22 protein-coding genes are annotated in these 25,295 nt (G+C 63.5%); 16 read left to right on the top strand and 6 right to left on the bottom strand.

Annotation, left to right across the window (positions count from 1 at the left end; translation table 11 throughout):
• Positions 1–16 precede the first annotated feature (16 nt).
• The 11 genes from pal (at position 17) to serA (ending at position 13,516) form a co-directional block, all read left to right on the top strand.
• Positions 17–550, top strand: coding sequence for a peptidoglycan-associated lipoprotein Pal (pal, locus tag GA0004734_RS00425; RefSeq protein WP_092930235.1), 534 nt, complete (start codon positions 17–19; stop codon positions 548–550).
• Between the two features lie 236 nt (positions 551–786).
• Positions 787–1,851: a tol-pal system protein YbgF gene (ybgF, locus tag GA0004734_RS00420; RefSeq protein WP_092930229.1), complete on the top strand. Its 1,065-nt coding sequence runs from the start codon at positions 787–789 to the stop codon at positions 1,849–1,851.
• 11 nt (positions 1,852–1,862) lie between these two features.
• Complete coding sequence (gene tilS / locus GA0004734_RS00415) at positions 1,863–3,239, top strand: tRNA lysidine(34) synthetase TilS (protein WP_210173745.1); 1,377 nt, start codon at positions 1,863–1,865, stop codon at positions 3,237–3,239.
• A gap of 106 nt (positions 3,240–3,345) precedes the next feature.
• Positions 3,346–5,283: an ATP-dependent zinc metalloprotease FtsH gene (gene ftsH, locus GA0004734_RS00410; RefSeq protein WP_092930224.1), complete on the top strand. Its 1,938-nt coding sequence runs from the start codon at positions 3,346–3,348 to the stop codon at positions 5,281–5,283.
• A gap of 988 nt (positions 5,284–6,271) precedes the next feature.
• Entirely contained in the window at positions 6,272–7,624 is a 1,353-nt protein-coding gene (glmM, locus tag GA0004734_RS00405; protein WP_092935690.1) for a phosphoglucosamine mutase, read from the top strand.
• Between the two features lie 181 nt (positions 7,625–7,805).
• A complete protein-coding gene (locus GA0004734_RS00400) occupies positions 7,806–8,636 on the top strand; it encodes an outer membrane protein (protein WP_092930221.1) in 831 nt (276 codons plus the stop codon).
• Positions 8,637–8,830: 194 nt separating this feature from the next.
• A complete protein-coding gene (locus tag GA0004734_RS00395) occupies positions 8,831–9,154 on the top strand; it encodes a hypothetical protein (protein ID WP_092930218.1) in 324 nt (107 codons plus the stop codon).
• Positions 9,155–9,268: 114 nt separating this feature from the next.
• Positions 9,269–10,069 carry an outer membrane protein gene (locus tag GA0004734_RS00390; protein WP_092930215.1) on the top strand — a complete coding sequence of 267 codons (801 nt, stop codon included), beginning with the start codon at positions 9,269–9,271 and terminating at the stop codon, positions 10,067–10,069.
• Positions 10,070–10,139: 70 nt separating this feature from the next.
• Entirely contained in the window at positions 10,140–10,451 is a 312-nt protein-coding gene (locus tag GA0004734_RS00385; protein ID WP_092930212.1) for a hypothetical protein, read from the top strand.
• 185 nt (positions 10,452–10,636) lie between these two features.
• Entirely contained in the window at positions 10,637–11,815 is a 1,179-nt protein-coding gene (locus GA0004734_RS00380) for a phosphoserine transaminase (protein WP_092930209.1), read from the top strand.
• A 105-nt stretch (positions 11,816–11,920) separates the two neighbouring features.
• A complete protein-coding gene (gene serA / locus GA0004734_RS00375) occupies positions 11,921–13,516 on the top strand; it encodes a phosphoglycerate dehydrogenase (RefSeq protein ID WP_092930206.1) in 1,596 nt (531 codons plus the stop codon).
• A 78-nt stretch (positions 13,517–13,594) separates the two neighbouring features.
• Here serA and GA0004734_RS00370 read toward each other — a convergent pair whose 3' ends face one another.
• Complete coding sequence (locus GA0004734_RS00370; RefSeq protein WP_092930204.1) at positions 13,595–14,485, bottom strand: DMT family transporter; 891 nt, start codon at positions 14,483–14,485, stop codon at positions 13,595–13,597.
• A 291-nt stretch (positions 14,486–14,776) separates the two neighbouring features.
• On the opposite strand from GA0004734_RS00370, the gene GA0004734_RS00365 reads away from it, so the two are divergent.
• Complete coding sequence (locus tag GA0004734_RS00365; RefSeq protein WP_092930201.1) at positions 14,777–16,075, top strand: adenylosuccinate synthase; 1,299 nt, start codon at positions 14,777–14,779, stop codon at positions 16,073–16,075.
• A gap of 242 nt (positions 16,076–16,317) precedes the next feature.
• Positions 16,318–18,786 carry a hypothetical protein gene (locus GA0004734_RS25825; protein WP_175386141.1) on the top strand — a complete coding sequence of 823 codons (2,469 nt, stop codon included), beginning with the start codon at positions 16,318–16,320 and terminating at the stop codon, positions 18,784–18,786.
• An 82-nt stretch (positions 18,787–18,868) separates the two neighbouring features.
• On the opposite strand, the gene GA0004734_RS00355 is transcribed toward GA0004734_RS25825, so the two are convergent.
• Positions 18,869–19,321 (bottom strand): YkgJ family cysteine cluster protein, encoded by a 453-nt coding sequence (locus tag GA0004734_RS00355; RefSeq protein ID WP_245292300.1) that lies wholly within the window; start codon positions 19,319–19,321, stop codon positions 18,869–18,871.
• Positions 19,322–19,439: 118 nt separating this feature from the next.
• On the opposite strand from GA0004734_RS00355, the gene GA0004734_RS00350 reads away from it, so the two are divergent.
• A complete protein-coding gene (locus tag GA0004734_RS00350; RefSeq protein ID WP_092930195.1) occupies positions 19,440–19,673 on the top strand; it encodes a DUF6429 family protein in 234 nt (77 codons plus the stop codon).
• On the opposite strand, the gene GA0004734_RS00345 is transcribed toward GA0004734_RS00350, so the two are convergent.
• Genes GA0004734_RS00345 through GA0004734_RS00335 form a run of 3 tightly spaced genes read right to left on the bottom strand, consistent with a single transcriptional unit; the run spans position 19,654 to position 22,121 of the window.
• Complete coding sequence (locus GA0004734_RS00345; protein WP_092930192.1) at positions 19,654–21,354, bottom strand: IS66 family transposase; 1,701 nt, start codon at positions 21,352–21,354, stop codon at positions 19,654–19,656. The genes GA0004734_RS00350 and GA0004734_RS00345 overlap by 20 nt on opposite strands.
• A gap of 45 nt (positions 21,355–21,399) precedes the next feature.
• Complete coding sequence (gene tnpB / locus GA0004734_RS00340) at positions 21,400–21,738, bottom strand: IS66 family insertion sequence element accessory protein TnpB (RefSeq protein ID WP_092935686.1); 339 nt, start codon at positions 21,736–21,738, stop codon at positions 21,400–21,402.
• 11 nt (positions 21,739–21,749) lie between these two features.
• Complete coding sequence (locus GA0004734_RS00335) at positions 21,750–22,121, bottom strand: IS66-like element accessory protein TnpA (protein WP_092930189.1); 372 nt, start codon at positions 22,119–22,121, stop codon at positions 21,750–21,752.
• A 215-nt stretch (positions 22,122–22,336) separates the two neighbouring features.
• Between GA0004734_RS00335 and GA0004734_RS00330 the strand changes: the two genes are divergently transcribed.
• On the top strand, positions 22,337–22,561 hold the full coding sequence (locus GA0004734_RS00330; RefSeq protein WP_092930186.1) for a hypothetical protein: 225 nt from the start codon (positions 22,337–22,339) through the stop codon (positions 22,559–22,561).
• A 359-nt stretch (positions 22,562–22,920) separates the two neighbouring features.
• Here GA0004734_RS00330 and GA0004734_RS00325 read toward each other — a convergent pair whose 3' ends face one another.
• The gene (locus tag GA0004734_RS00325; protein WP_092930180.1) at positions 22,921–23,664 is read right to left on the bottom strand and encodes an outer membrane protein; all 744 of its coding nucleotides are present in this window, start codon (positions 23,662–23,664) and stop codon (positions 22,921–22,923) included.
• A 374-nt stretch (positions 23,665–24,038) separates the two neighbouring features.
• On the opposite strand from GA0004734_RS00325, the gene GA0004734_RS00320 reads away from it, so the two are divergent.
• A complete protein-coding gene (locus tag GA0004734_RS00320) occupies positions 24,039–25,205 on the top strand; it encodes an alpha/beta hydrolase (RefSeq protein ID WP_092930177.1) in 1,167 nt (388 codons plus the stop codon).
• Positions 25,206–25,295: the final 90 nt, after the last annotated feature.

Genomic DNA, 25,295 nt, shown 5'->3' with positions numbered 1-25,295 from the left:
TCAAGGAGACCGGCTCATGAGCCGCATTCACGTCCCGGCCGCAGGCCGCCTCCAGTCCCTCGCGCGCAACCCCGTCGCGATCGCCCTGTTCATGTCGCTGGCCATTGCCGGCTGCGCCTCCAAGAAAAACAACATGCCGAACGACGCCGCCGGCCTCGGCCTCGGGGCCGGCTCGGCAACGCCTGGTTCGCAGCAGGACTTCACGGTCAATGTCGGCGACCGCATCTTCTTCGACACGGACAGCTCGTCCATCCGCGCCGACGCACAGGCAACCCTGTCGCGCCAGGCACAGTGGCTCGCCAAGTACCCGAACTACCAGATCACGGTCGAAGGCCATGCCGACGAACGCGGCACCCGCGAATACAACCTTGCGCTCGGCGCCCGCCGCGCTGCCGCTGCCAAGGAGTTCCTCGCGAGCCAGGGCGTTCCCGCCGGCCGCATGCGCACCATCTCCTACGGCAAGGAAAAGCCGGTCGCCGTTTGCGACGACATTTCCTGCTGGTCGCAGAACCGCCGCTCGGTCACCGTTCTCGGCGGCGGCAACATGTAAGTCTCGACCGATCGGGCTTGGCAGGCGCTCGGCCCGTCGCTCCGATCCTTCGACGACAGGTTTCGAAATGCAGAAGGCGGTCCGCAGGGGCCGCCTTTATTTTTCGTCACACTTTGACCGAACTCCGTTGCTTTTTGCAGGCAATTGGAAAACTGTGCGGCGGTTGCAGTGCGGTAGAGGCGGGACTCCTTCGCCTCGGCCTGCGACATGATCGGTATGAAAACGGGACACATGACATGAAGAACATTGTCGTGGCAGCCATGATCGGTCTTGGCGCCTTCGGGTCGCTGAGCCAGCCCGTGACTGCCATGCCGCTTTCCGGCTGGTTGGACAAAGCGTTCCACCGCAATGAGACGAAGCCTGCGCAACAAGCGCCGCTGCTCTCTGCGCAACAAGCGCAAGTGCTGAAAGTGCAGGCCAGCGAGGCCGGGCGCATCGGGCAGCTTGAGGAAACGATCCGCTCCCTCAACGGGCGTATCGAGGAGATGAGCTTCCAGCTCCTGCAGATGCAGGAGCAGATCCGGAAGTTCCAGGAAGACAACGAGCTGCGCTTCCAGGACATCGAAGGCGCCAAGCCTGCGGCGCCGCGCAAGAGCGGGGCGCTCGAAACCCCGCGCACTTCCGGCGAGGCTATGGCGACCCCGGGGGCGACCACCGGTCGCACAGCACCGTCTGCAAACGTTACCGATCCCGGCGCAAGCACGGGATCGGAGACGGCCTCCGGTGTGCCCGGCGGTTTGCCGACAACGCTCGGCCAGATCATCCTCGACGATGCCGGCAACCCCATCGGCGCCAATGCCGACAATCTACCCGATACCAGCACCGATCCGGGCGCCGTCGCGTCGACCGATCCCGGCACGCGCGCCGCACCGGGCCTGAATGCCACGCCCGAGACGGAGCAGCAGACGGCCAGCCTCGACAATCCCGGCGATTTGTACCAGTCGGCCTATGGTCACGTGCTTTCCGGCGACTACAGCCAGGCGGAAAACGAGTTCCGCGGCTATCTCGAAGCCTTTCCCAAGGGCGAGAAGGCGGCCGATGCCAGCTTCTGGATGGGCGAAGCCCAATATTCGCAGGGCAAATTCAACGACAGCGCCAAGACCTTCCTGAATGCGCATCAGGCCTATTCCAAGTCGCCCAAGGCGCCGGAAATGCTCTTGAAGCTCGGCATGTCGCTGGCCGCGCTCGACAACAAGGAAACCGCCTGCGCGACGCTCCGCGAAGTCGGAAAACGCTACCCCAAGGCCTCGCCTGCCGTGAAGGCCAAGGTCACGAGCGAGCAGAGCCGCCTTTCCTGCTGATGCAACCGCTAGTGCCGGCCCGGCCAAGCCCTGACCGAGCGGGCAGCGCGCCGCGTGCCGCCGCCCACGCCTTCCTCTCACGCCTGCGCCATCCGTCCACCGTGCTCGTCGCCGTCTCCGGCGGCAGCGATTCGGTCGGCCTCCTGCTCGCCCTCCATCACGCGCTGAAGACTTCCGGATCGCCCCACCGCCTCGTAGCCTGCACCGTCGATCACGCGCTGCGCTCCGGTTCGGCCGCAGAGGCCGAGGCGGTCTCCCGGCGCTGCGGCGCGCTCGGCATTCCCCATACTGTTGCCCGCTGGTCGCATTCCGGCATCACCTCCGGCCTCCAGGCGGAAGCCCGACTTGCCCGCTACCGGCTCCTATCCGAAGCGGCGCGCGACTTTCGAGCCGATCTCGTCGTCACCGGACATTCCCAGGACGATCAGGCCGAGACCATTGCCATGCGCGCCGCCCGCAGCCCACAGACGTTCGACGCGGGCGAACCCCCCACCATCGGCCTTGCCGGCATGGCGGATGCCGTCCTTTTCGCGAGAACCCTCTGGATCTGCCGGCCCTTCCTCAACGTCCGCCGACAGGCCATCCGCGATGACCTCACATCTCTCGGCGAGGGATGGATCGACGATCCGAGCAATGACGATCCCCGTTTCGAGCGCGTCCGCTTCCGGCAGGCCGGTCCTGATGTCGCGGGGCAGGGCACTGGAAATATTCTCCAAGACGCGATCTCCCACCGCCTGAAGGCTGATGCCGCGATATCGGAGCTTCTTACCGATCACGTTCGCGTTCACGCAGCCATCGCGGCCGAGATCGCCCTTGCCGACCTCGATGTGACCGACATCCACTGGCAGCGGCTGCTCGCCGTGCTCGCCGCCACCCTTGCCGGAAAGCCGCATCCGATCGGGCAAGACACCGCCGTCCGTCTTTTTGCGACCCTGCAGACGGATATGGCGGGCGCAACCACCGCCGGCGGCTGCGTTTTCGAGCGACGCGGCGGGCGGCTGTTCGTCTATCGCGAGCGCCGCAATCTCCCGCCACCGGTCACCGTCCAGCCGGGGCAGACGCTGATCTGGGACGGCCGCTTTGCGATCGACAACCACGGCGCGGCCGCGATCACGCTCATGGCGGGTGCGGATCGCACACTTGTCCACAGGCTCACGGCCGGCGGCCTTCCCACAGGCGTTGCCGGGCGCGTTGCGCAGGCGTCTCCCGGCATGCTCTTGCCCGACGGCGCAACCGCTGATCCCACAGCCTTTTCGCTGACGCCCGTCATCGCGCCCTACGACACCTTTTTGCCGCGTTTCGACCGGATGATCGCGCAAAGCATCGCCGCGCTTTTCAACCGCGCACCGTTTCCGACATGTCCGGTTGACGATATCTCGACGAAATGATCGGGCAAAGGGCGGTTTGCCTTGGCAAGGCCTGTCGCGAACCCTATGTTAGCGAAGAAATATGGGTCCCGGTCGCGGGGCGCCAGCACCGGTTCCGGGGAATTCGATGAACCCTAATTTTCGTAATCTTGCCCTCTGGGCCATTATCGCTCTCTTGCTGATTGCGCTTTTCAGCATGTTTCAGCAGCCGTCGGAGCGTAGCGCCTCGCGGGAAGTTCCGTTTTCGCAGTTCCTGAAGGATGTCGATGGCAGCCGCGTCAAGGACGTTGTCATCACTGGCAACAAGGTGCTTGGCACCTTTAACGAGAGCGGCGCGACGTTCCAGACCTATGCCCCCTCCGTGGATACGGCGCTTACCGAGCGGCTCGAAGCCAAGAACGTGACGGTCACTGTTCGTCCGGAAACGGACGGTTCCAACGGTTTCCTGAGCTTCATCGGCACGCTGCTTCCCATGCTGCTGATCCTCGGCGTCTGGCTGTTCTTCATGCGCCAGATGCAGGGTGGGTCGCGGGGCGCCATGGGCTTCGGCAAGTCGAAGGCAAAGCTGCTCACCGAAGCGCATGGCCGCATCACGTTCGATGACGTTGCCGGCGTGGATGAAGCCAAGCAGGATCTGGAGGAAATCGTCGAGTTCCTGCGCGATCCGCAGAAGTTCCAGCGCCTCGGCGGTCGCATTCCGCGCGGCGTGCTGCTGGTCGGCCCTCCCGGCACCGGTAAGACGCTGCTCGCCCGCTCGGTTGCCGGCGAAGCCAACGTGCCGTTCTTTACGATCTCCGGTTCGGATTTCGTGGAAATGTTCGTCGGTGTCGGCGCATCCCGTGTCCGTGACATGTTCGAGCAGGCCAAGAAGAACGCGCCTTGCATCATCTTCATCGACGAAATCGATGCGGTCGGCCGTCATCGCGGCGCCGGGCTCGGCGGCGGCAATGACGAGCGCGAGCAGACGCTGAATCAGCTTCTGGTCGAGATGGACGGCTTCGAGGCGAACGAGGGTGTCATCCTCATCGCCGCGACCAACCGTCCCGACGTTCTCGACCCCGCTTTGCTGCGTCCGGGCCGTTTTGACCGTCAGGTCGTCGTGCCCAATCCCGACATCAACGGTCGCGAGCGCATTCTCAAGGTTCACGTTCGCAATGTGCCGCTGGCACCGAATGTCGATCTGAAGATTCTCGCCCGCGGTACGCCCGGTTTCTCCGGTGCCGATTTGATGAACCTCGTCAACGAATCCGCCCTCATGGCCGCCCGCCGCAACAAGCGCGTCGTCACCATGGCCGAGTTCGAAGACGCCAAGGACAAGATCATGATGGGTGCGGAACGCCGCAACTCCGCCATGACCGAGTCCGAAAAGAAGCTGACGGCCTATCACGAAGCCGGACATGCCATCGTCGCGTTGAAGGTCCCCGCAGCCGATCCGCTGCACAAGGCGACTATCATTCCACGCGGTCGTGCGCTCGGCATGGTCATGCAGTTGCCGGAAGGCGACCGCTATTCGATGAGCTACAAGTGGATGGTCTCGCGCCTCGCCATCATGATGGGTGGCCGCGTTGCCGAGGAAATCACCTTCGGCAAGGAGAACATCACGTCCGGAGCGTCGTCCGATATCGAGCAGGCCACCAAGCTTGCCCGCGCCATGGTCACGCAGTGGGGCTTCTCCGACCAGCTCGGCCAGGTCTCCTACGGCGAGAACCAGCAGGAAGTCTTCCTCGGCCACTCCGTCTCGCAGTCGAAGAACGTGTCGGAAGCAACTGCGCAGAAGATCGATAACGAGGTTCGCCGCCTGATCGACGAAGCCTATGACGAAGCCCGCCGGATCATCACAGACATGAATTCGGAGTTCGTGGCCGTGGCCGAAGGCCTGCTGGAATATGAAACGCTGACGGGCGAAGAGATCAAGGCGCTGATGCGCGGCGACAAGCCCGCCCGCGACCTCGGCGACGATTCGCCCCCTCACCGCGGTTCCGCCGTCCCATCGGCCGGCGCCAAGAAGGACGGCACGACGCCCAAGGGCGAGGCGGAAGGCGGTCTTGAGCCGCAGCCGCAATAAAGCGGGGATTATCCGTACCGATCGAACCCTTCGGCTGATGCCGGAGGGTTTTTGCATGAGGCGTACTGAGCGCTATCCCCCGTCATGCTCGGGCGGGTCCCCGAACATCTGCAACGAATTGATGTCGTTGACATTATCAGTTGCGCGGAACAAGCCCCGGCAGGACGATTCGCCAACAGGAAACCTTGTCGGCCGCCCGAACCCGTCGAGCCACGTCGAAATTTTTTCCGATTCTTCCGATAATTCCACCGGGACTTTTCCCCGCCCCTTTTTCCTCCTTCATACTTGGCTCGTCCCGTTATCGGATACACCGGAAGGCGTTCCGGCGAGGCGGGGCCGGTGCCGGATATGAGGGAAAGACGCATGTCCTCCTGTCCGGGCTCGTGAAAGGGCTGTCCGCCGTGGACCCGAAAGGGCCTTCGACGTGGCAATGTCAGTGAAGAGGCGGCGACCGTTGAAACCGCGGTCGTCCTGTGAAACCCGGCAAGGCGGCGCATGTCGCGTCGTGACTGCCGGACGCGCTCTCGGGTGAAGCCGGGGGAATCCTCTTCAAGACAGCCGGGCAGCGGGAAAAACCACCGAACGAGGCGCTGGAAGATGTCATCTTCCACTCAATACCAACGCGGCAGCTTCCAGCGCCTCGTCCGAACTGCCCTCATCTCCACGGCGCTTTCGCGCGCGTGGCTATCGGCGCGTTCGGTCTCCATCCGGGTAAGCTTTACGAAGGTAACGGCGTGTAATCATTTCTGATGGCCGTGAGGATGCCGTTTTCCGCCTGTCTGTGGCAGAAGGTGCCATGAGCGCCAAGGAGACCGGCGGCGTTCCGGCCTTGGCGCTGCCCTCGTCCGCGAAGTGGGCACGCTGGGACACGAGCATTTCCCGGCAGAGCGTCTTTGTGTCGCCTTCGGACGATGCGGCAATACAAATGAGAGACAGCCGTCCGGGTGAACCCGACTTCCCGGAAACGGCTCTGGACGATGGAGCGATCATGAAGCGTAGATATTTCGGCACCGACGGCATTCGCGGGCAGGCCAACATTTTCCCGATGACGCCTGACCTTGCCATGCGGGTGGGCATCGCCGTCGGCACCATCTTTCGCCGTGGCGCGCACCGTCACCGGGTCGTCATCGGCAAGGATACCCGCCTGTCGGGCTATATGCTGGAAAACGCCTTGGTCGCCGGCTTCACCGCGGCCGGTGTCGATGCCTTCGTCCTCGGCCCCATTCCCACGCCCGCCGTCGCCATGCTGACACGGTCGCTGCGTGCGGATATCGGCGTGATGATCTCCGCCTCGCACAATCCGTTCGAGGACAACGGCATCAAGCTTTTCGGCCCAGATGGCTATAAGCTCTCCGACGATATCGAAAGCCAGATCGAGGAACTGCTCGATCAGGATCTGTCGATGCAGCTGGCGCGGAGCAACGAGATCGGCCGCGCCAAGCGCATCGACGGCGTGCATGACCGCTACATCGAGCACGCCAAGCGCACGCTGCCGCGTGACGTAACGCTGAAGGGCCTGCGCATCGCCATCGATTGCGCCAATGGTGCCGCCTACAAGGTCGCGCCGGCCGCTCTCTGGGAACTCGGCGCCGATGTGGTGTCGATCGGCACGGAGCCGAACGGCACGAACATCAATCTGGATTGCGGCTCCACCAGCCCGGCGGCCCTGTCGAAGAAGGTGCATGAAGTCCGCGCCGATATCGGCATTGCGCTCGATGGCGATGCGGACCGCGTGCTGATCGTGGACGAGAAGGGCACCATCATCGATGGCGACCAGCTGATGGCCGTGATTGCCGACAGCTGGGCAGCGGAAGGCACCTTGCGCGGCGGCGGCATCGTCGCCACCGTCATGTCCAATCTCGGGCTCGAGCGTTACCTGCAGGGCCGCAAGCTGTCGCTCCAGCGCACCAAGGTCGGCGACCGCTATGTCGTCGAGCACATGCGCGAAAAAGGTTTCAACATCGGCGGCGAGCAGTCGGGCCATATCGTGCTCTCGGATTTCGGCACGACGGGCGACGGTCTGGTCGCCGCGCTTCAGGTGCTTTCCAGCGTCAAGCGGCTGGGCAAGCCCGTCAGCGAGGTCTGCCACAAATTCACGCCCGTGCCGCAGGTGCTGAAGAACGTGCGCATTTCCGCCGGCAAGCCGCTCGAGGACAATGCCGTCCGTCAGGCGATCGCCGATGCCGAGGCCGCCCTGTCGAAGAACGGCCGTCTCCTCATCCGTCCCTCCGGCACCGAGCCGCTGATCCGCGTGATGGCGGAGGGCGACGATCGCGGCCAGGTCGAGCGCATCGTCGACGAACTCGTCTCCGTCATCGGCTCCGTCCGCCACGCGGCGTAGATTTCGCTCCATTGGCGGTTGAATAAAGAAACCCGGCCTCGCGCCGGGTTTTTTCTTTCGAAACACGGTGAATTTTCTTGGTTAAACGAGCCTTAACCAATCTCCTCCATGATGCTTTCCAATAGGACGGTCGGGCTGCACGACGAAGGTGGGCTGACGCAACATTCTAATGGAGTGAGCCATGAAGACTATCGTGATGGGCGTTGTGGCAGCGATGCTGACCGGCAGCGCTGCCTTCGCCGCCGACATCTACCAGCCCCCGCTCGAACCCGTTGTCGAAGCCGCCCCCGTCGAGGTTGGCGCTGCCAGCGGCTGGTATCTGCGCGGGGACGTCGGCTATGCCTTCACCAAGCTGCGCGGCGCGAAATTCTATCAGGGCTCCAATTCCTACGAGCGCGATTTCGACAGCTACGATCTCGACAATACCTGGACCGGCGGTGTCGGCGTGGGTTACCAGGTCACCAATTACCTGCGCACGGACGTGACGCTCGACTATCTCGGCAAGACCGATTTCGAGGGCTCGACCACGGGCGGCTGCGGCGTCGCCGACTTCTGCACCTCGCGCGACATTTCCTCGATGACCGCTTGGAGCCTGATGGCCAACGCCTATGTCGATATCGGCACCTACGGCATCTTTACCCCTTATGTCGGTGCCGGCATCGGCGGCACGCAAGTGCGCTGGGACAAGCTGAAGAACACCAGCTGCGAAACGGGTAACCCCGACAATTGCGACGGCGAGTTCGAGCATAGCGGCAAGCGCAAGTGGCGCTTCACCTATGGCCTCATGGCCGGCACGGCCATCGACCTCACCTGCAACCTGCAGGCCGACGTCGGCTATCGCTTCCGCCAGATCGTCGGCGGCGACATGTTCGGCTACAAGGAAAGCGGCGGCCCCGGTCGCGACAAGGGCATCAACATCCACGAAGCCCGCGCCGGCCTGCGCTACAATTTCGGCGGCTGCGAGCAGGCCTATGTCCCGGAATACCCGGTTGAACAGCCGGTCTACAAATAAGCCATTTGGTTTCGTCACCGTTGGAAAGCCGCCCCGCAAGGGCGGCTTTCGTGCGTTTTCGGCACGGTTGATTGGTGCTTCGGTGAGGGGACATTAACCAGCATGACGGGCGTAGCCGGGGGTTGCTTGTTCCCACCGCATCGCGGGTTAGGGTCGAACCGGATGATTCGATGAAAAATTGACGGGACGCGACGATGGACAGACACTTCTGGCGGATCACCGGCCATGCCGGCATGGACCAGATCTTCGAGCGCATCGTGCCTGTGGACAGCCTGTCGGATGCCGCCGTTTGCCTGCTTCTCCAGTGCCTGCTCGCCCGCGAGGTCGATATCAACCAGTTGATCGACGGTTTCGGCCTTGCCGACACGCAAGGCGCTGGCCCGCTCGATGTGCACATAGAGCCCGGTCCGCCGCTGCAGTACCGGCTTGCCGGCGCGAATATCGTCTTTGAGGCGAGCGTCATGACGGAACGCCCGCCGCAGTTCCGCTCGTCCTATGGCTCCGGCCTTGCCGCATGAGCGGGTGTCGCTGTTAACGCACCATTAACCATACCGGCCCAAAGGTTAACGCCTGTATATCGGCCGCCTGCGTGATTCGCCGGCCGGCTCCGACACCGGGCAATCGAGGGCTCCATGACGCGTCTTTCAAACTTGGCCGCAGCACCACTGGCCAAAGCACGGGCGACCAAGCCATCGTCGGCAGGCACGTACCTCGCCGGCTTGATCTGTGCCGTCCTGAGCGCGGGTGTCGGCCTGCCGGCCGCGCAGGCCGAAGACGCGCCGCTCTCGGCACCGGAAGTCACCATCGCCACGGACACCGTCTCGACCGGCCTCTATCTGCGCGGCGATCTCGGCTATACTGCGTTTCGCGACGATGGCGCGCCCGACCTGTCGGTGGGCGGTGCCCGCCGCGGCTTCGATGACGATCGTTTCGACCGTCCCGTTTCCGGCACGCTCGGCCTCGGCTACCGGTTGACCGATATCCTGCGCGCCGACGTCACCACCGACCTGTTCGACGGACGCTTCGAAGGCAAACAGGAAACGGCAGGCGTCTCGACGCGCTACCGGGCAGACCTGCGCGGCGTCGGCATCATGGCCAACGGCTATGTCGATCTCGCCACCATCGCCGGCTTCACACCCTATCTCGGCGCCGGCGTCGGTGCGACCTATGTGGATTGGCAGGATGTCACCGCCCGCACCGAAGCCGGCCCGATTGCCGGTGGCGCTTATGAGGGCGATGACAGCTGGCGCTTCACCTATGCCCTCATGGCCGGCGCATCCTACGACCTCACGGAGCGGCTGAAGCTCGATATCAGCTACCGCTATTCCGATATCGCCAAGGGCGACATGTTCGCCCGCTCCGGTGAGACAGCCCGCGACGACGGCCTCTCCCGCCACGAAATTCGCGCCGGCCTGCGTTTCTCACTCTACTAGCCCTCCGCAGGCGGGCGAGAGGAACCTTGTCGCCGCCCGCAGGTTCTGGCTCCAGCAAAAGGAGCCCGCCATGACCGACATTGGAAACCCCATCCCCCGCGGCACGATCGACACCGACGCGCCCCTCGTCGATGAAGCGCTCGCCGCCAAAGAAGACCAGTCCTCCAGCAATGCCGCCGATACGGTGGCCGCCCTTAAGGCAGAAATCGAGACGCTCCGCACGCGCATCGCCGAGCATCGCTCGGATACCGCGGCAAAGGTCCGTTCCACCGTCCGCGACCGCCCGCTCGTCAGCTTGGCAGCAGCCCTGCTCGCCGGTTACGGCATCGCTCTTGCCCTTCACGGCGGCCGCTCGGCCAGCACTGGACACGGCTGGCGATAGGGCCGCGCGCCGGGCGCTTTGCCCGGCCTCCGACCAGACCTGAAAACGTCTTGCACTTTGCTCATAACGACGGGCCACGTCCGGAACACGGAATTCTCCCTTGCGTTCCATGAGCAGTTTCTATAATCACGGCGGCAGGACACGCCTCCCTAACGAGGCGCTTTCTATCTGGAAGGGTAGCCACCATGAATACGACTGCGACACCGGATCTGCGTCCGGAGAATACCCATTTTTCGTCTGGACCTTGCTCCAAGCGCCCCGGTTGGTCGCTGGACGCGCTCTCCGATGCACCGCTCGGCCGGTCGCATCGAGCCAAGGTCGGCAAAGCCAAGCTCAAGCAAGCGATCGATCTGACCCGTGAGGTCCTGAACGTGCCTGCGGATTACCGCATCGGCATCGTTCCCGCGTCGGATACCGGTGCTGTGGAAATGGCGATGTGGTCGCTGCTGGGCGAGCGCGGCGTCGATATGGTCGCCTGGGAAAGCTTCGGTTCCGGCTGGGTCTCCGATGTCGTGAAGGAGCTGAAGCTCTCCGACGCCCGCAAGATCACCGCCGACTATGGCAAGCTGCCGGATCTCTCCACGATCGATTTCAACCGTGATGTCGTCTTCACCTGGAACGGTACCACGTCCGGCGTTCGCGTTCCCAACGCCGACTTCATTCCCGCCGACCGTCAGGGCCTGACGATCTGCGATGCGACCTCCGGCGCGTTCGCGCAGGACCTCGATTTCTCCAAGCTCGACGTCGTCACCTTCTCCTGGCAGAAGGTGCTGGGCGGCGAGGGCGGCCATGGCGTGCTCATCCTGTCCCCGCGCGCCGTCGCGCGGCTGGAAAGCTACACCCCGGCCTGGCCGCTGCCGAAGATCTTCCGCATGACCAAGGGCGGCAAGATCGTCGAAGGCATCTTCCAGGGCGAGACGATCAACACGCCGTCCATGCTCTGCGTCGAGGACTACATCGATGCATTGCAGTGGGCGAAGTCGCTCGGTGGCCTGAACGCACTGATGGCGCGGGCGGATGCCAATGCGCAGGTCATTTTCGATTATGTCGAGAAGACCGACTGGATCGCCAATCTCGCCGAGGTTGCCGAGACCCGTTCGAACACGTCCGTATGCTTGAAGATCGTCGATCCCGACGTCACGGCGCTTGCGCCCGACCAGCAGGAAGCCTTTGCCAAGGGTATGGTTGCCCTGCTGGAGAAGCAGGGTGTCGCCCATGATATCGGCGCTTACCGAGATGCCCCTTCCGGCTTCCGCATCTGGGCCGGCGCGACCATCGACACCGCGGATCTGAAGGCGCTGATGCCCTGGTTCGATTGGGCGTTCGCGACCCAGAAGGCTGCGCAGGTCAAAGCCGCCGCCTAAGGCCGGCTCAGGCAGGGCCGCGCCACGCCGCGCGGTCCCCGCTCCATCCGCCGACGCATCGCATCCCGTTTCTTCCAAGACGTTTCTCATCAGTGGAGGCCTCTTATGGCACCTCGCGTTCTCGTATCCGACGAACTGTCGGAAACCGCCGTTCAGATCTTTCGCGATCGCGGCGTCGATGTCGATTTCCAGCCGCAGCTCGGCAAGGACAAGGAAAAACTCGCCGAAATCATCGGCAATTACGATGGGCTTGCCATCCGCTCTGCCACGAAGGCGACGGAAAAGCTGATCGCGGCCGCGACCAACCTGAAGGTCATCGGCCGCGCCGGTATCGGCGTCGACAATGTCGATATCCCCGCCGCCTCGCGCCGCGGCATCATCGTCATGAACACGCCGTTCGGCAACTCCATCACCACGGCCGAACATGCCATCGCGCTGATGTTCGCCGTTGCCCGCCAGCTGCCCGCCGCCGACACCTCGACGCAGGCCGGCAAGTGGGAAAAGTCCAAGTTCATGGGCGTCGAGATCACCGGCAAGACGCTTGGCGTCATCGGCGCCGGGAATATCGGCTCCATCGTCATCTCCCGTGCCATCGGCCTGAAGATGCAGGTCATCGCCTATGATCCCTTTCTGTCGAAGGAACGTGCCGAGGAAATGGGCGTCACCAAGGTCGAGCTGGACGAGCTGCTGGCGCGCGCCGACTTCATCACTTTGCACGTACCGATGACCGACAAGACGCGCGGTATCCTCAATGCGGAAGCGATTGCCAAGACCAAGCCCGGCGTGCGCATCATCAACTGCGCCCGTGGCGGTCTGGTGGATGAGGCAGCCCTTGCCGAAGCCATTAAGTCCGGCCATGTCGCCGGCGCCGGCTTCGACGTCTTCGAAACCGAGCCTGCTAAGGAAAGCCCGCTGTTCGGCCTGCCGAACGTCGTCTGCACGCCGCATCTGGGTGCCGCCACCACGGAAGCGCAGGAGAACGTCGCGCTTCAGGTCGCCGAGCAGATGTCGGATTATCTGGTCAAGGGTGCCGTTTCCAACGCGATCAACATGCCCTCGATCACGGCCGAGGAAGCGCCGATCCTGAAGCCGGTCATTCGTCTTGCGGAAGTGCTCGGCGCCTTCGTCGGTCAGGTCACGGAAAGCGCGATCAAGGAAATCGAGATCCTGTATGACGGCTCGACAGCCGCCATGAACACCAAGGCACTGACGAGCGCGGCCCTTGCCGGCCTCATCCGTAGCCAAGTTTCGGATGTCAACATGGTCTCCGCACCGATCATGATCAAGGAAAAGGGCGTCATCCTCTCCGAGGTCAAGCGCGACAAGACGGGCGTGTTCGACGGCTACATCAAGCTGACGGTGACGACGGAAAACCAGACGCGGTCGGTCGCCGGCACGGTGTTCTCGGATGGCAAGCCGCGCTTCATCCAGATCAAGGACATCAACCTGGACGCCGACGTCGGCAGCCACATGGTCTACATCACCAACACCGACGTTCCCGGCATGATCGGCTTCATCGGCAAGACCTTCGGTGATGCCGGCGTCAACATCGCCAACTTCCAGCTCGGTCGCAAGGATGCGGGCTCGGACGCCATCGCGCTGCTCTATGTCGATGGCCCGGTGCCGGATAGCCTGCTGAAGACCCTGACCGACAACCCGGCCATCCGCCAGGCAAAGCCGCTGGTCTTCAACGTCGAATAAGCCACCACGGCAAAGCGTGACGCACCGACAGGCGCGCCGGACCTCCCAAGATCCGGCGCGTTTTTCGTGTCGGATGTTTTATTCGGCCGCCTTCGGCCGCCCCTTTTCCGCCACCGCAATGCCGACGAGGGCGAGGAGGAGGGCTAGAATATGGAAGGTCTGGAGGGTTTCGCCGATCAGCGCGATCGACAGGAGCGTGCCGAAGATCGGGATGAGGTTGATGAACAGTCCGGCGCGGTTGGGACCGATCAGTTCCACGCCGCGCACATAGAGGATCTGCGAGATCAGCGAGGGGAAGATGCCGGCATAGGCAACGATGACCCAGCCCGTCATATCCGGCCAGATCATCGCGCCGGAGGTGCTCTCCCAGATCATCAGGGGTATGCTGCTTAAGAGCGCGGCAAAGGCGGAAACGGCGATCAGGCTTTTCCAGTGGATGCCCGGCTTGTAGCGCAGCGACACAGTGTAGCCCGCATAGACGAGGACGGCGAACATCATCAGCGCATCGCCGCGGTTGAGATCGAGCGACAGCAAGGTCGAGAGATCGCCGTGCGATGTGGTGAGCGCCACGGCGAAGAGCGTGAGCACGAAGCCGAACCATTGGGCGAGCGAGACGCCGGTGCGAAACAGCACGAAGTTCATGGCGAAGATCACCATGGGGATCGCGGCCTGTTCGATCACCGCGTTGATGGCGCTGGTATATTGAAGGGCCGAATAGAGCGAGGCATTGAAGGCGGTGAAGCCGATGGCGCCGTAGCTGAACAGCAGAAGCCAATGCCGACGGATGAGCGGCCAGTCCTTGCGGAGCTGGGGGATGGCGATGGCCATCAGCAGGGTGCAGGCGATCACCCAGCGCATGCCGGTCAGCAGCATCGGGCTGACATGGCCGACGGCGATCTTGCCCGCCACGGAGTTGCCGCCCCAGATGAAGGTGGTCAGCGCAAGGATCAGATAGGCCTGGATGTTCAAGCTGAAATTCCGTCTCGGGCAAGAGAAACGAGGGGTTCATGACGCGTGCTCCGCGCTGCATATCGCGTAAAGAGGCGTGTTGTCATGCAAAAAGCCCTGAATCCGGGGCGAACGGAATAGCTTTTGAAAAAACAAGACAGTATAGATGCGCGGGTTTGCAGCCCCGGATGACGGGTGGATGCAGCACCATGGGTCGGTGCGGGATGTCATTGCCGGACGAGGCAGGGCGATCGCGTGCAGTGCGAAGATGAGCGCGGATGAAAACGTGCGCTTGCAGACAGGAAAAACGAAATGACGAATGTCGTGGTTGTCGGATCGCAATGGGGGGACGAGGGCAAGGGCAAGATCGTCGACTGGCTCTCCGAACGCGCCGATGTCGTCGTCCGCTTCCAGGGCGGGCATAATGCCGGCCACACGCTCGTCATCGATGGCACCAGCTACAAGCTGTCGCTGCTGCCCTCCGGCGTTGTTCGCCCGGGCAAGCTCGCCGTCATCGGCAACGGTGTCGTCATCGACCCGCATGCGCTGATCGCCGAGATCGAGAAGCTGGACGGGCAGGGCGTCACCATCACACCGGAAAACCTGCGCATCGCCGACAATGCGACGCTGATCCTGTCGCTGCACCGCGAGCTGGACGGCATCCGCGAGGATGCGGCGTCCAACAGCGGCACCAAGATCGGCACCACCCGCCGCGGCATCGGTCCGGCTTACGAAGACAAGGTCGGTCGCCGCGCCATCCGCGTCATGGATCTTGCCGATCTCTCGACGCTGCCGGCCAAGGTCGATCGTCTGCTGACGCACCACAATGCCCTGCGCCGCGGCCTGGGCGAGGCCGAGGTCAGTCATTCCGCGATCATGGACGAACTGTCCTCGATCGCCGCGCGCGTTCTGCCCTTCATGGATACGGTCTGGCTGCTGCTCGACCGCTTGCGCCGCAAGGGTGCGCGTATTCTGTTTGAAGGCGCGCAGGGTACGCTGCTCGACATCGATCACGGCACCTATCCCTTCGTCACCTCGTCCAATACGGTTGCCGGTCAGGCCGCCGCCGGTTCGGGCATGGGTCCGGGCGCGCTCGGCTATATCCTCGGGATCACCAAGGCCTATACGACCCGCGTCGGCGAAGGCCCGTTCCCGACGGAACTGCATGACGAGATCGGCCAGTTTCTGGGGGAGAAGGGCCATGAATTCGGCACCGTCACCGGGCGCAAGCGCCGCTGCGGCTGGTTCGATGCGGCGCTCGTGCGCCAGGCGGTCGCCACCAACGGCATCACCGGCATCGCTCTGACGAAACTCGACGTGCTGGACGGCCTGAAGGAACTTAAGATCTGCGTCGGCTACACGCTTGACGGCGTCGAGATCGACCATCTTCCGGCGAGCCAGGCCAGCCAGGCCCGGGTCGAGCCTGTCTACATCACGCTGGAAGGCTGGCAGGAATCGACCGTCGGCGCCCGCAGCTGGGCTGAACTGCCGGCACAGGCGATCAAATATGTCCGCCAGGTCGAAGAACTTATCGGTGCGCCGGTCGCTCTCCTGTCCACAAGTCCGGAGCGTGACGACACCATACTTGTTACCGATCCGTTTGAGGACTAGGTTAACGGGCCTGTGACGGGGTGATGACAAGGGCGTAAAGCGCGGGTTTTGTGAGAGATCCCGCGCTTGCGCCATATCAAGTATCGGCTTAATCACCCCGAAGGGTTGAAAGAAAGTTTTCGATGGCGGATTTTGTAGCAGTTATTCGCAGGACCGTGGACGGCTTGTCCGACAACAGTCCGGAGATGCGGGCCAGGGTTTACGAAAAGGCCCGGGGCGCCGTCCGTCGCCAGCTTGAAAGCATGAAGCCTCGTCCCTCCGACGAGATGATCGACCGTCAGATGGGCAAGCTCGAAGCGGCCATCACGGAGGTGGAGGGAACTCACGCGCCGGCCCCTGTCGAAGATATGCCGCCCGAGGTCGTGCCCGCGACGGCTGTCGCCGCTGCCGTACTCCCCGCAGCCATACCTCCGGCCGAAGAGGTCCCCGCCGAGCCGGCACCGGCCGACGTCACCTTCGAGCAGCCGCCCGTTCCCTATGATGTGACGCATGTCGATCGGCAGGAGGCTGTCGAAGCCGCGCCCGTTATCCCGGAACCAGAGCCCCAACCGGAGCCGGAGCCCGAACCTGTCGCGGACGTGTCTCCCGAGCCCGAGCCGGTTTACGAAGAGCCCGCTCCCGAGCCGGTCTACGCCGATGAGCCCGAGCCGGCGCCTTCGGAAGACGTGCCGCCGGAATACGCACCAGAGCCTGAGACGCAACCCGAGCCATATCTTGAGCCCGAGCCGGTCGCCGATCGCGAGGCGCTGGATGCGGCAGACGTGCTGGCCGAAGAATATGCCCAGATTCAGCAGCCGGCATCGCCTGCATGGCAGAGTGTCGATGAGAACGACACGGTTGCGCTCGAAGAGCCCGCAGCCGGAGAGCCTGCTCCCGCAGAGGACCCGGCGCAGGCCTGGGCCGAGCCCCGGCACATGGAGCCCGTCGAACCGTACGAGCCGGAGCCGGCCGAAACTGCATCGATCGAGCCGGACTACATCGAGACGGAAGAAGCCTATTCGGAGCCTGCGCCCTACGAGCCGGCGCCCGTCGTGGAGCCTATCGAGCCCGACGCCAGCGCGATGCCGGCGGCGAACTGGGATCTGCCGGAATGGAACGAGGCGCCGACCGAGCAGCCCGGCACGCCGGTTGCTGCGCATATCGAGCCTGCCTGGACAGAAAGCGTCGGGACGCACTCGGCCGAAGACGTCGCGGCTCACGATGCCGGCTGGGATGATGAGCCGGTCGCTCATGACGATCACAATTATGCCGTCGATGCTGCACCCGTCGTCCTTCCCGCCGTTTCCGGCGGACTGACGCCCGAGGGCGAGCCGTCGCATTCCTGGGCGCTCGACGAGACGGACCCGTTCCAGCACGATGTTCGCCCCGAGGGCACCGAGCCCGCCGTGTCGGACTGGTCCTGGCCGGTCGATCGCACCAACGAGACCGAACAGGCGAGCCCGAGCGATGAGCCGCCGCCGCCGCAGAACTGGGATGAAATCGACAGCCTGCTGGCGGCCGGCGGTGCTGCGGCTGCAGCCCAGAGCCGTTCCCCGCTCGACCCTGTGGAAGCGCCTCCCGCACCGCGTCGCCCGGCGTCCTATCGCGCCGAGCCGCGCAAGTCGGCCTTCAGTCTGAAGCGGATCGCTACCGTCCTCGTCCTGCTGCTCGTCTTCGGCGGCGGAGGCTATGCCTACTGGACGAACCGCGATACGGTGAATGGCTGGGTTTCCGAGACGATCGCCTCGCTGAACACGGCGCCGCCGACGGCCAGCAATGGCGGAACCTCGGCGACGGGAACCGGCGGCGCGGCCTCCGGCACCGCGGCCAATGGCAATGCGACGACCGACGTGGCGTCGGCCGAGCCGAGCAACAAGTTTACCCAGCGCCTCCAGACCGACGGCACCGAGATCGACGAGGGTGCGGCCCAGCCGCCGGCCGGCACGGCAACCGCGCAGGAAGGCAAATCCGTCGCCGCCCAGACGGAGGCGAGCCGCCCAGTCGATACCGCCGATGCCGGGGCGACGGCGACACCGCCTGCGGCGGGCACGCCCGCCACGACGGCGGCGCAGGCCGATCCGTCGGCCACGCCCGGTACCGACGCTGCACCCGCAACGACACCGCCGGTCAACCCGACCTCCGCTCCGAACGAAGCGACGACCCAAATGCCGGCCGGCGCCCAGAAGATGTTCCTCTACGAGGAACGCCTCGGCCAGACGGCGCCGACTGCCATCGAAGGCGGCGTCGCATGGTCGCTGAAGGAAGAAGCACCGGAAGCCGGGCAGCGTCCTGAGCCCGTCATCCAGGCGCAGATCACCGTACCGGATCGCGGCCTGACCGCGCTGATGACCATCAAGCGCAACACCGATACCTCTCTGCCGGCCAGCCACACGATCGAGTTCGTGTTCTCGCTGCCGGAGAACTTCGAGGGCGGCAGCATCGACAGCGTCCAGCGCGTGGCGATGAAGCGCAACGAGCAGGATCGTGGCGATCCGCTGATCGCGGTCCCCGCCAAAATCACCGACGACTTCCACATGATCGCGCTCAACGACTTTCCGGAAGCCGTGACCACCAATATTGATCTCCTGCGCACCCGCTCGTGGATCGACATTCCCCTGACCTATCGCAACGGCCGCCGTGCGCTGCTGACGCTGGAAAAGGGTGCGGCCGGCAATGAAGCGTTCACGCAGGCTCTGGCCGCGTGGAGCCAGGCGCGTCCGGCCGGCAACTAATAGGATGATGTGTTCCGGGGTCGCGCTGCGGTCCCGGATGCCATGATCGAACGCGATGAGGCCCGGAAATCAGGCCGGGCGATCAGGTTTGGGCAGGCTCGACCTTGAAGACATCGTCGCCCACGAACACGATGACATAGCCGCCTCGCGTTTGGGCCTCGGCGGCCCAGCGCTCCAAGAGGATTTTATAGGGCGCCTGCTTCCAGATCGCGGGATGATCCGGATCGACCAGCACGGTCGTCTGCGGCCCCTGCTCGTACACCATCATATGCGCGACCAGCGGGTCCCATTCCGCATCGAGGTCCGGCTTCGTCATCCACGCACAGAGGAAGTCGCGACAGAGCGTCGGCCGCACGGCGTAGATCGTGCAGCCGCGCTCCGCCACGCAATGGCGGCACCAGGCGTTGGCCGGCTTTTCCAGCGCGTCGATATCCGGCAGGCGGCAGCACAGTGTGCAGGTGCGGCAACTCCGGCCGGAAAGGGGCAGGGGCGCGAGGTGGCTGGCAAGGCTGGCTCCGGTATCGGACGGCGTCACGCGAAATTCGCTCTCTTCGTGGTGTTGCGCGCCATGCTCATCCCTTTCTGCCCGCTCTCCCGTATCCATCCGAGCAGGGCCGCATGATTTTGGGTGCCGCGCGTGGTAACGTCGGTTCATGGAGATCGATGAGGACAAAATCGATGATGCCGTTCTGGCGCTGCTATGGCTGACGCTGCATAACGAGCGTTGGGCCTGGAAGGGTTTCGACTGGGCAACGACGGATCGGCTTCACAAGAAGGGCTTGATCGGCGATCCAGTCAACAAGTTGAAGTCATTGATCCTGACCGATGAAGGCTTGGCGCGTTCGGAAGCGTTGTTCCAGGAGCTGTTTACGCGGCCGCCGCAATAACCGTCTCTTTGTGGGCCTTCCATTGCCAGGGCAGCAGTTCGTGCAGGCGGGAGACGGGAAGATCGGCGATGCGGGCGAACACATCGGCGAGCCACGCCTTTGGGTCGACGTCGTTGAGACGGCAGGTCGTGATGACGCAGAGCATGATGGCGGCACGATCGGCCCCACGCTGGGAGCCGGCGAAGGTCCAGTTTCGACGCCCGAGTGCAATTCCTCTCAGAGCGCGTTCGGCCGCATTGTTCGTGAGACAAATCCGGCCATCGTCGAGGAAACGCGCAAAGCCATCCCAGCGCTTCAGCATGTAATCGATCGGCTCGATCACCTCGGACGATTTGCTGAGCGTGGCGCGCTCCCGTTTCAGCCACGCGTGCATGTCATCGAACAGCGGTTTGCTGTTTTCCTGCCGCGCGGCCAATCGTTCTGCGGCGCTCAATCCATTGATCTGGCGCTCGATCTCAAACAGCGCGTCGTACCGTTGGACGGCCTCCAGGGCGATCGGCGAGATCGGCTTGCCTTTGCGTTTGCGGTCGCGGGCACTTTTCTGGATGTCGGCCAACTCAAAGAATTTGCGCCGCGCGTGCGCATGGCAAAAGGCGAAGGTGATCGGTACGGCTTTCTTTTCGGCGACACTGAGCGGTTCGAAGCCATTGTAGCAATCACTCTGCAGAATGCCGCCATACCCGGCCAGGTGCTTCTGCGGATGCTCGCCGCGCCGGTCGCTCGACGCATAGTATATGGCCGCCGGTGCAGCCGCGCCGCCGTAGGGCCGGTCATCGCACACGTAGGTCAATATTCGCCCGGTCGTGCATTTGTCTTTGGCCTGAATGGGAATAGTGGTGTCGTCGCCAAAAAGGCGCTCGGCCGCGAAGACATGCGCCTCGATCAGATCAAAGATCGGCAGCAGCGCGGCTGTCCCATACCCGACCTGGTCGGCCAACGTCGAGGTCGAAAGCTCGATGCCCTCGCATTTGAACCGGGTGCTCTGCCGGTTGAGCGGACTATGCATGCCGAACTTATCGAACAAGATCGTCGCCAGCAGATGAGGACCGATGAAGCCACGCGGCGTGGCATGGAACGGCGCCGGCGGCTGGCTGATCGCCTCGCAGTCCCGGCAGGTAAATTTTTCCCGTACGGTTTCGATCACAATAAACCGGCGCGGGATCTCCTCCAGCGTTTCGGTCATATCCTCGCCCAGCTTGGAAAGCCGGGATCCGCCACAGCATGCACAAGTGCTGGGAGGATCGATGACCACACGCTTGCGTTCTACATCCTCCGGCCAAGGCTTTCGCACCGGCCGCTTGCGTGTGAACGAACGTACGCTCGCGGTCTTGGCGGCAGCAGCCTGCGCTGCAACCTCGTCCTCTGTCGCGGCCATCACCAGCTCCTCGAGCTGCAATTCCATCTGGTCAAGCAATCGCGCGGTGCGTTCGGAACGCTTTCCGCGAAGCTCCCGCCTCAGCTTTTCGATCGCCAGCTCCAGTTTGGCGATCAACGCCTCGCTGTCGGACAGCATCGCCTGGGCATTGGCGGCTTGCGCCACCGCAATGTCCCGCTCGGCGACGACAGTATCGCGCTCGGCAACAACGCCATCATGTTCAGCCTGCAATATTTCACGCTTGGAAAGCAGCGCCAGATAGGCGCTCGCAAGGTCCGCAGGAAGATCCAAAGGCTTCGAAGTCATGAAGCCATTCGATCAGATTAACTCAATATTTTCAATGTAATAATGCTATCCGACCCGTGTCGGTCGCCAGGTTTCCTGCGGATTGCGCCAGTCGATCCCGGACAACAAATAGGACAATTGCGCCGGTGAGATCGCTACCGCCCCGCCCTCCATATTCGGCCAGATAAACCGGCCCTTCTCCAACCGCCGGGTAAAAAGACAGGCACCCAGACCATCATGCCAGATGATCTTCAGAATATCCGATCTGCGCCCCCTGAAGACGAAGAGATGCCCTGACAACGGATCGTGCTTCAGAACCTCCTGAACCCGAAGCGCCAGCGACGGAAAGCCACAGCGCATGTCCGTGAACCCAGTCGAAAGCCAGACCTTGACGCCTGTTCCCATCGGAAAAAGGTTCACCGCAGCGCCTCCAGTCCGCGCAGGATCCGAAGCAGCGCCTCAACGTCGACATCGCGGTCCACGATCACGCGACGACCGTTCGCGCTGACAACATCCATCCGGCCGACGGTGGGCAATGACCCTGCTGCTGGCTCTACCTCTGGGACAAGCAGCGCGGGGACAAAGCCGCTCACAGGCGACGCAACATCCAGTTGCCACGCTCGTGCGAGCCGGCGCCATTCATATAACTGCGAGCGCGATATGCCATGTCGCCGCGCCGTCGTCGCACACAAGCCAGGTTCCGAATAGCTCTCGGCGACAATCTGCAGCTTCATCTCTTTGCTGAAGCGACGACGTCGCCCGCTATCGACAATCTCAAGTCGTTCCATTCCGCACTGTCCATATTGACGTCAATAAGGACAGTCAGTGCCAGATCCGACAGCTCCTACAAGGCGGCCCACCTCGGATGCGTACGCTCTCCCGATCCAGTTGCGGGGTCGTTCCGCCCACGTGACGGGGAAGCCCGTCGGTACGTTTCCCGACATAGAACCACAAGCTGTCTGTTCGGTGCTATCTTTCGCGTGCAGCAACATGGAATATCGACATGCACCCGAACTTCCGCTTCAGCATCTTCATGCACGGACGGCTGGCGCTCCCGGCGGTGACACTGAGCAGTCAGGCGCTCCGTCGCACGTTGATGATTGCCAGCGACAACAACGAAGCCCGGGCCGACTATATCTACCAGCATGTCGAAGATACAGGCCGCTGCCAGCTGTTCACCGAGGATGAGCAGACCGGCTACGTGATCGAGAAGATTCTCTCGTCATAGCTTTAAAACGGAGGAGACGGACATGATAAAGAATATCGGCTGAGCGTTTTTCAGGCGGGCAAGCTTGCCCGGAATCCGGTCGAACTGACGGATGTCGAGCTGCGGGCACATCTTCTGGTGGTAACCGATTTCGACGAGCCGAAAGTCAACGGCGTCTGCAAATATGCGAGCCGATGCGGCCGCAGCGAATTTTCCCTGTCGGTGGATGGCCCCTATTACGTGGTGGAGCGGGTTCCTATTCACGCAACGGCCTGACGCTCGTACAGCCCTGTCGAGCGGCCGGACTTTGAGAGCCCGAGACACGAAAAAGCCGGCTGGTAGACCAGCCGGCTTTTTGCGCTCGAAGGATCGTAAAACTCTTAGAAGCTCTTGCGGAAGCCGACGATGACGGCGTGGCTGCGGAAATCGGTTTCCGAACGCGAGCCGTCACGTGCCGTGAAGGAGAAATCGTCGGCCGCGGTGAAGCGGTAGCCGATGTCGAAGGTGGTGTTGGTCAGCAGGGCGAAGTTGGTGAACAGGCCCAGTTCCTGGATGTTGATGCCGACGCCGGCGTCCAGGTGATAGGCGAAGCGCGTGTCGTCATCGTCCATCAGCGTGGCAACGCCGGCAACGCCCTGGCGACGCAGCTCGAGGTTCATGACGCCGACACCGCCGCCGACGTAGGGCGTGATGGCCGAAAGCTGGCCGCCGAGCGGAATGTCGAGGTAGCCGTTGACGTAGCCCTGGATGGTGCTTGCGTCGCCGAAGCTGTCGATGGAGCTGATGGCGCCGACGCCGCTGACACGGTGATTGTCGACCGAAGCGTTGCCGTAGCCGACTTCCAGTTCGACGCGGGGAGAGACGTAGCCCATGTCGCCGAAGCTGTAACCGGCGCGAACGCCGCTATAGTAGCCGACGTCGTAATCCGTGCCGACGCGTGCGCCGCCAGCGGCAAACGACGTGTCGTCGAGGAAGGTCAGGCTGCTGACCGAGCCGAGGTAGAAGCCGCCACTGGTTTCCACGACGACCGGGCCGACCGGCTCGGTCAGATCTGCGGCGCGGACGATGGAGCCGGAAGCCGCCAGAGCGGCGCCAGCGAGCAGGATCTTGGTAAAGCGGGTCATGAAGCTATCCTTCAAAAAGAGAGCGGCGCAATCAGCAAGTGTGCGTCGGATGATCGGTAAGTAGCCGGTTTTCACGCGAGCAGTAGAGGGGACCGCACCGAAAATGCGGTCTGGCTCACCTCGAAAAATGGGGCTGTTGCATGAAAGTCACGAATACGTCTCATGCGTGTGTTACAAAGTGCCCAAAGTCTTTTGCGTGAGAAAAGCAACGCAACAGACTTTCGTCCGCGGTTTTGATGCAGGTCGTTCTTCTGGAAACGCGCGATGGTCAGTGGGCCGGCGCAGCCCTATGTTGTCCGGCATGGTGCCCGTGGCGTATGCCGGGTACCGAGACTGTCCGCGCAGCGGTGCGCACGAACCCTTGAGGAAGCCTGATGATCGCGATCCGCGCCGCCGCCATCACGCCGCGTGTCCGCCCCGCTTTGCTCCTGCTCCTGTTCTCCCTGCTGACGACCTTGGGCGGCTGTGCCAGCCGGCCGGCGGCCTCGGTGCTCGATCCCGTATCCCTTTCTCGAGGCACGCCGGGGGATGCGGCGGCGTCCGGCGGCAATGCGCTTACGCTCTTTGCCGTCACCAATCGCGAGCGGGACGGGGACGGCTTCGACAGCGGTCGTGCCCGTACTTTGACCTATGAGCGCTACAGGCTGTCCATACCCGCAGCGCACAAGCCCGCGGCCATCGAGTACCCGTCGAAAAAGGCCGATCCGACACGGGCGATGACGGTGCGCGAACGTCGCGCGCTCGACCAGCGCAGCATGGTGGCCGCCATCGTCTCGCAGCCCGGCTTCGACGGGACGATCGGCCTGTTCGTGCATGGGTTCAACTATCGCTATCAGGAAGGCGTGTTCCGGCTGGCGCAGATGGCCGTGGATTCGCGCAGCAAGGCGACGCCGGTGCTGTTTTCCTGGCCGTCCGAAGGCGCGCTTTCGGGCTACCTCGCCGATCGCGATGCCGTGCTCTTCTCCCGCGATGACCTCGTGTCGCTGATGGCGGCGCTCGCCGAAACCCGCAAGGTCCGGCAGATCCTCGTGTTCGGCCACAGCATGGGCGGCTTCCTCATCATGGAATCGCTGCGCCAGCTGCGCCTGACGGATCGCGGCGATGTGCTCGACAAGCTGACGGTCATCCTTGCGGCACCCGATATCGACGCGGACCTTTTCCGCCGCCAGATGGACGTGGTCGGCCGCTTGCGCTCGCCGCTGGTGCTGCTCGTCTCGCCGAAGGACGAGGCGCTTGCGGCATCGAGCCTGCTCAGCGGTTCCCGGCCGCGTGTCGGTCGGCTGGATGTCGAGGATCCGAAGGTGCGGGAAACGGCAAAAGCCTATGGCGTCCTCGTGGTCGATATCACCTCGCTGAATGCGCCGGACGGGCTCGGCCATGATCGCTATGCGAGCCTTGCGGCCCTTGCGCCGCAAGTCAGCGCGCTCGGCCGGCCCGGCGCGGCGACACCTGGGGATGTCGGTGCCTTTATTCTCGATGCGGCGGGGCAGGTGGTGGCAAGCCCGTTCACGGTCGCCGGCCGCATTCTCGCGCCGAAATAGAGCAATTGCAGCAAAAGTGCGCAGCGGTTTTGCGTCCGGAATTGCGTTGAAACGCTCCGAAGTCGCCAGCCGCGCACCAAACACCACCGG

The organism is Rhizobium sp. 9140 (assembly GCF_900067135.1).
Taxonomy (GTDB): Bacteria; Pseudomonadota; Alphaproteobacteria; order Rhizobiales; family Rhizobiaceae; genus Ferranicluibacter.
Note: the sequence above shows the minus strand (reverse complement) of the source record. Positions and strands in the feature narration are given on the sequence as shown.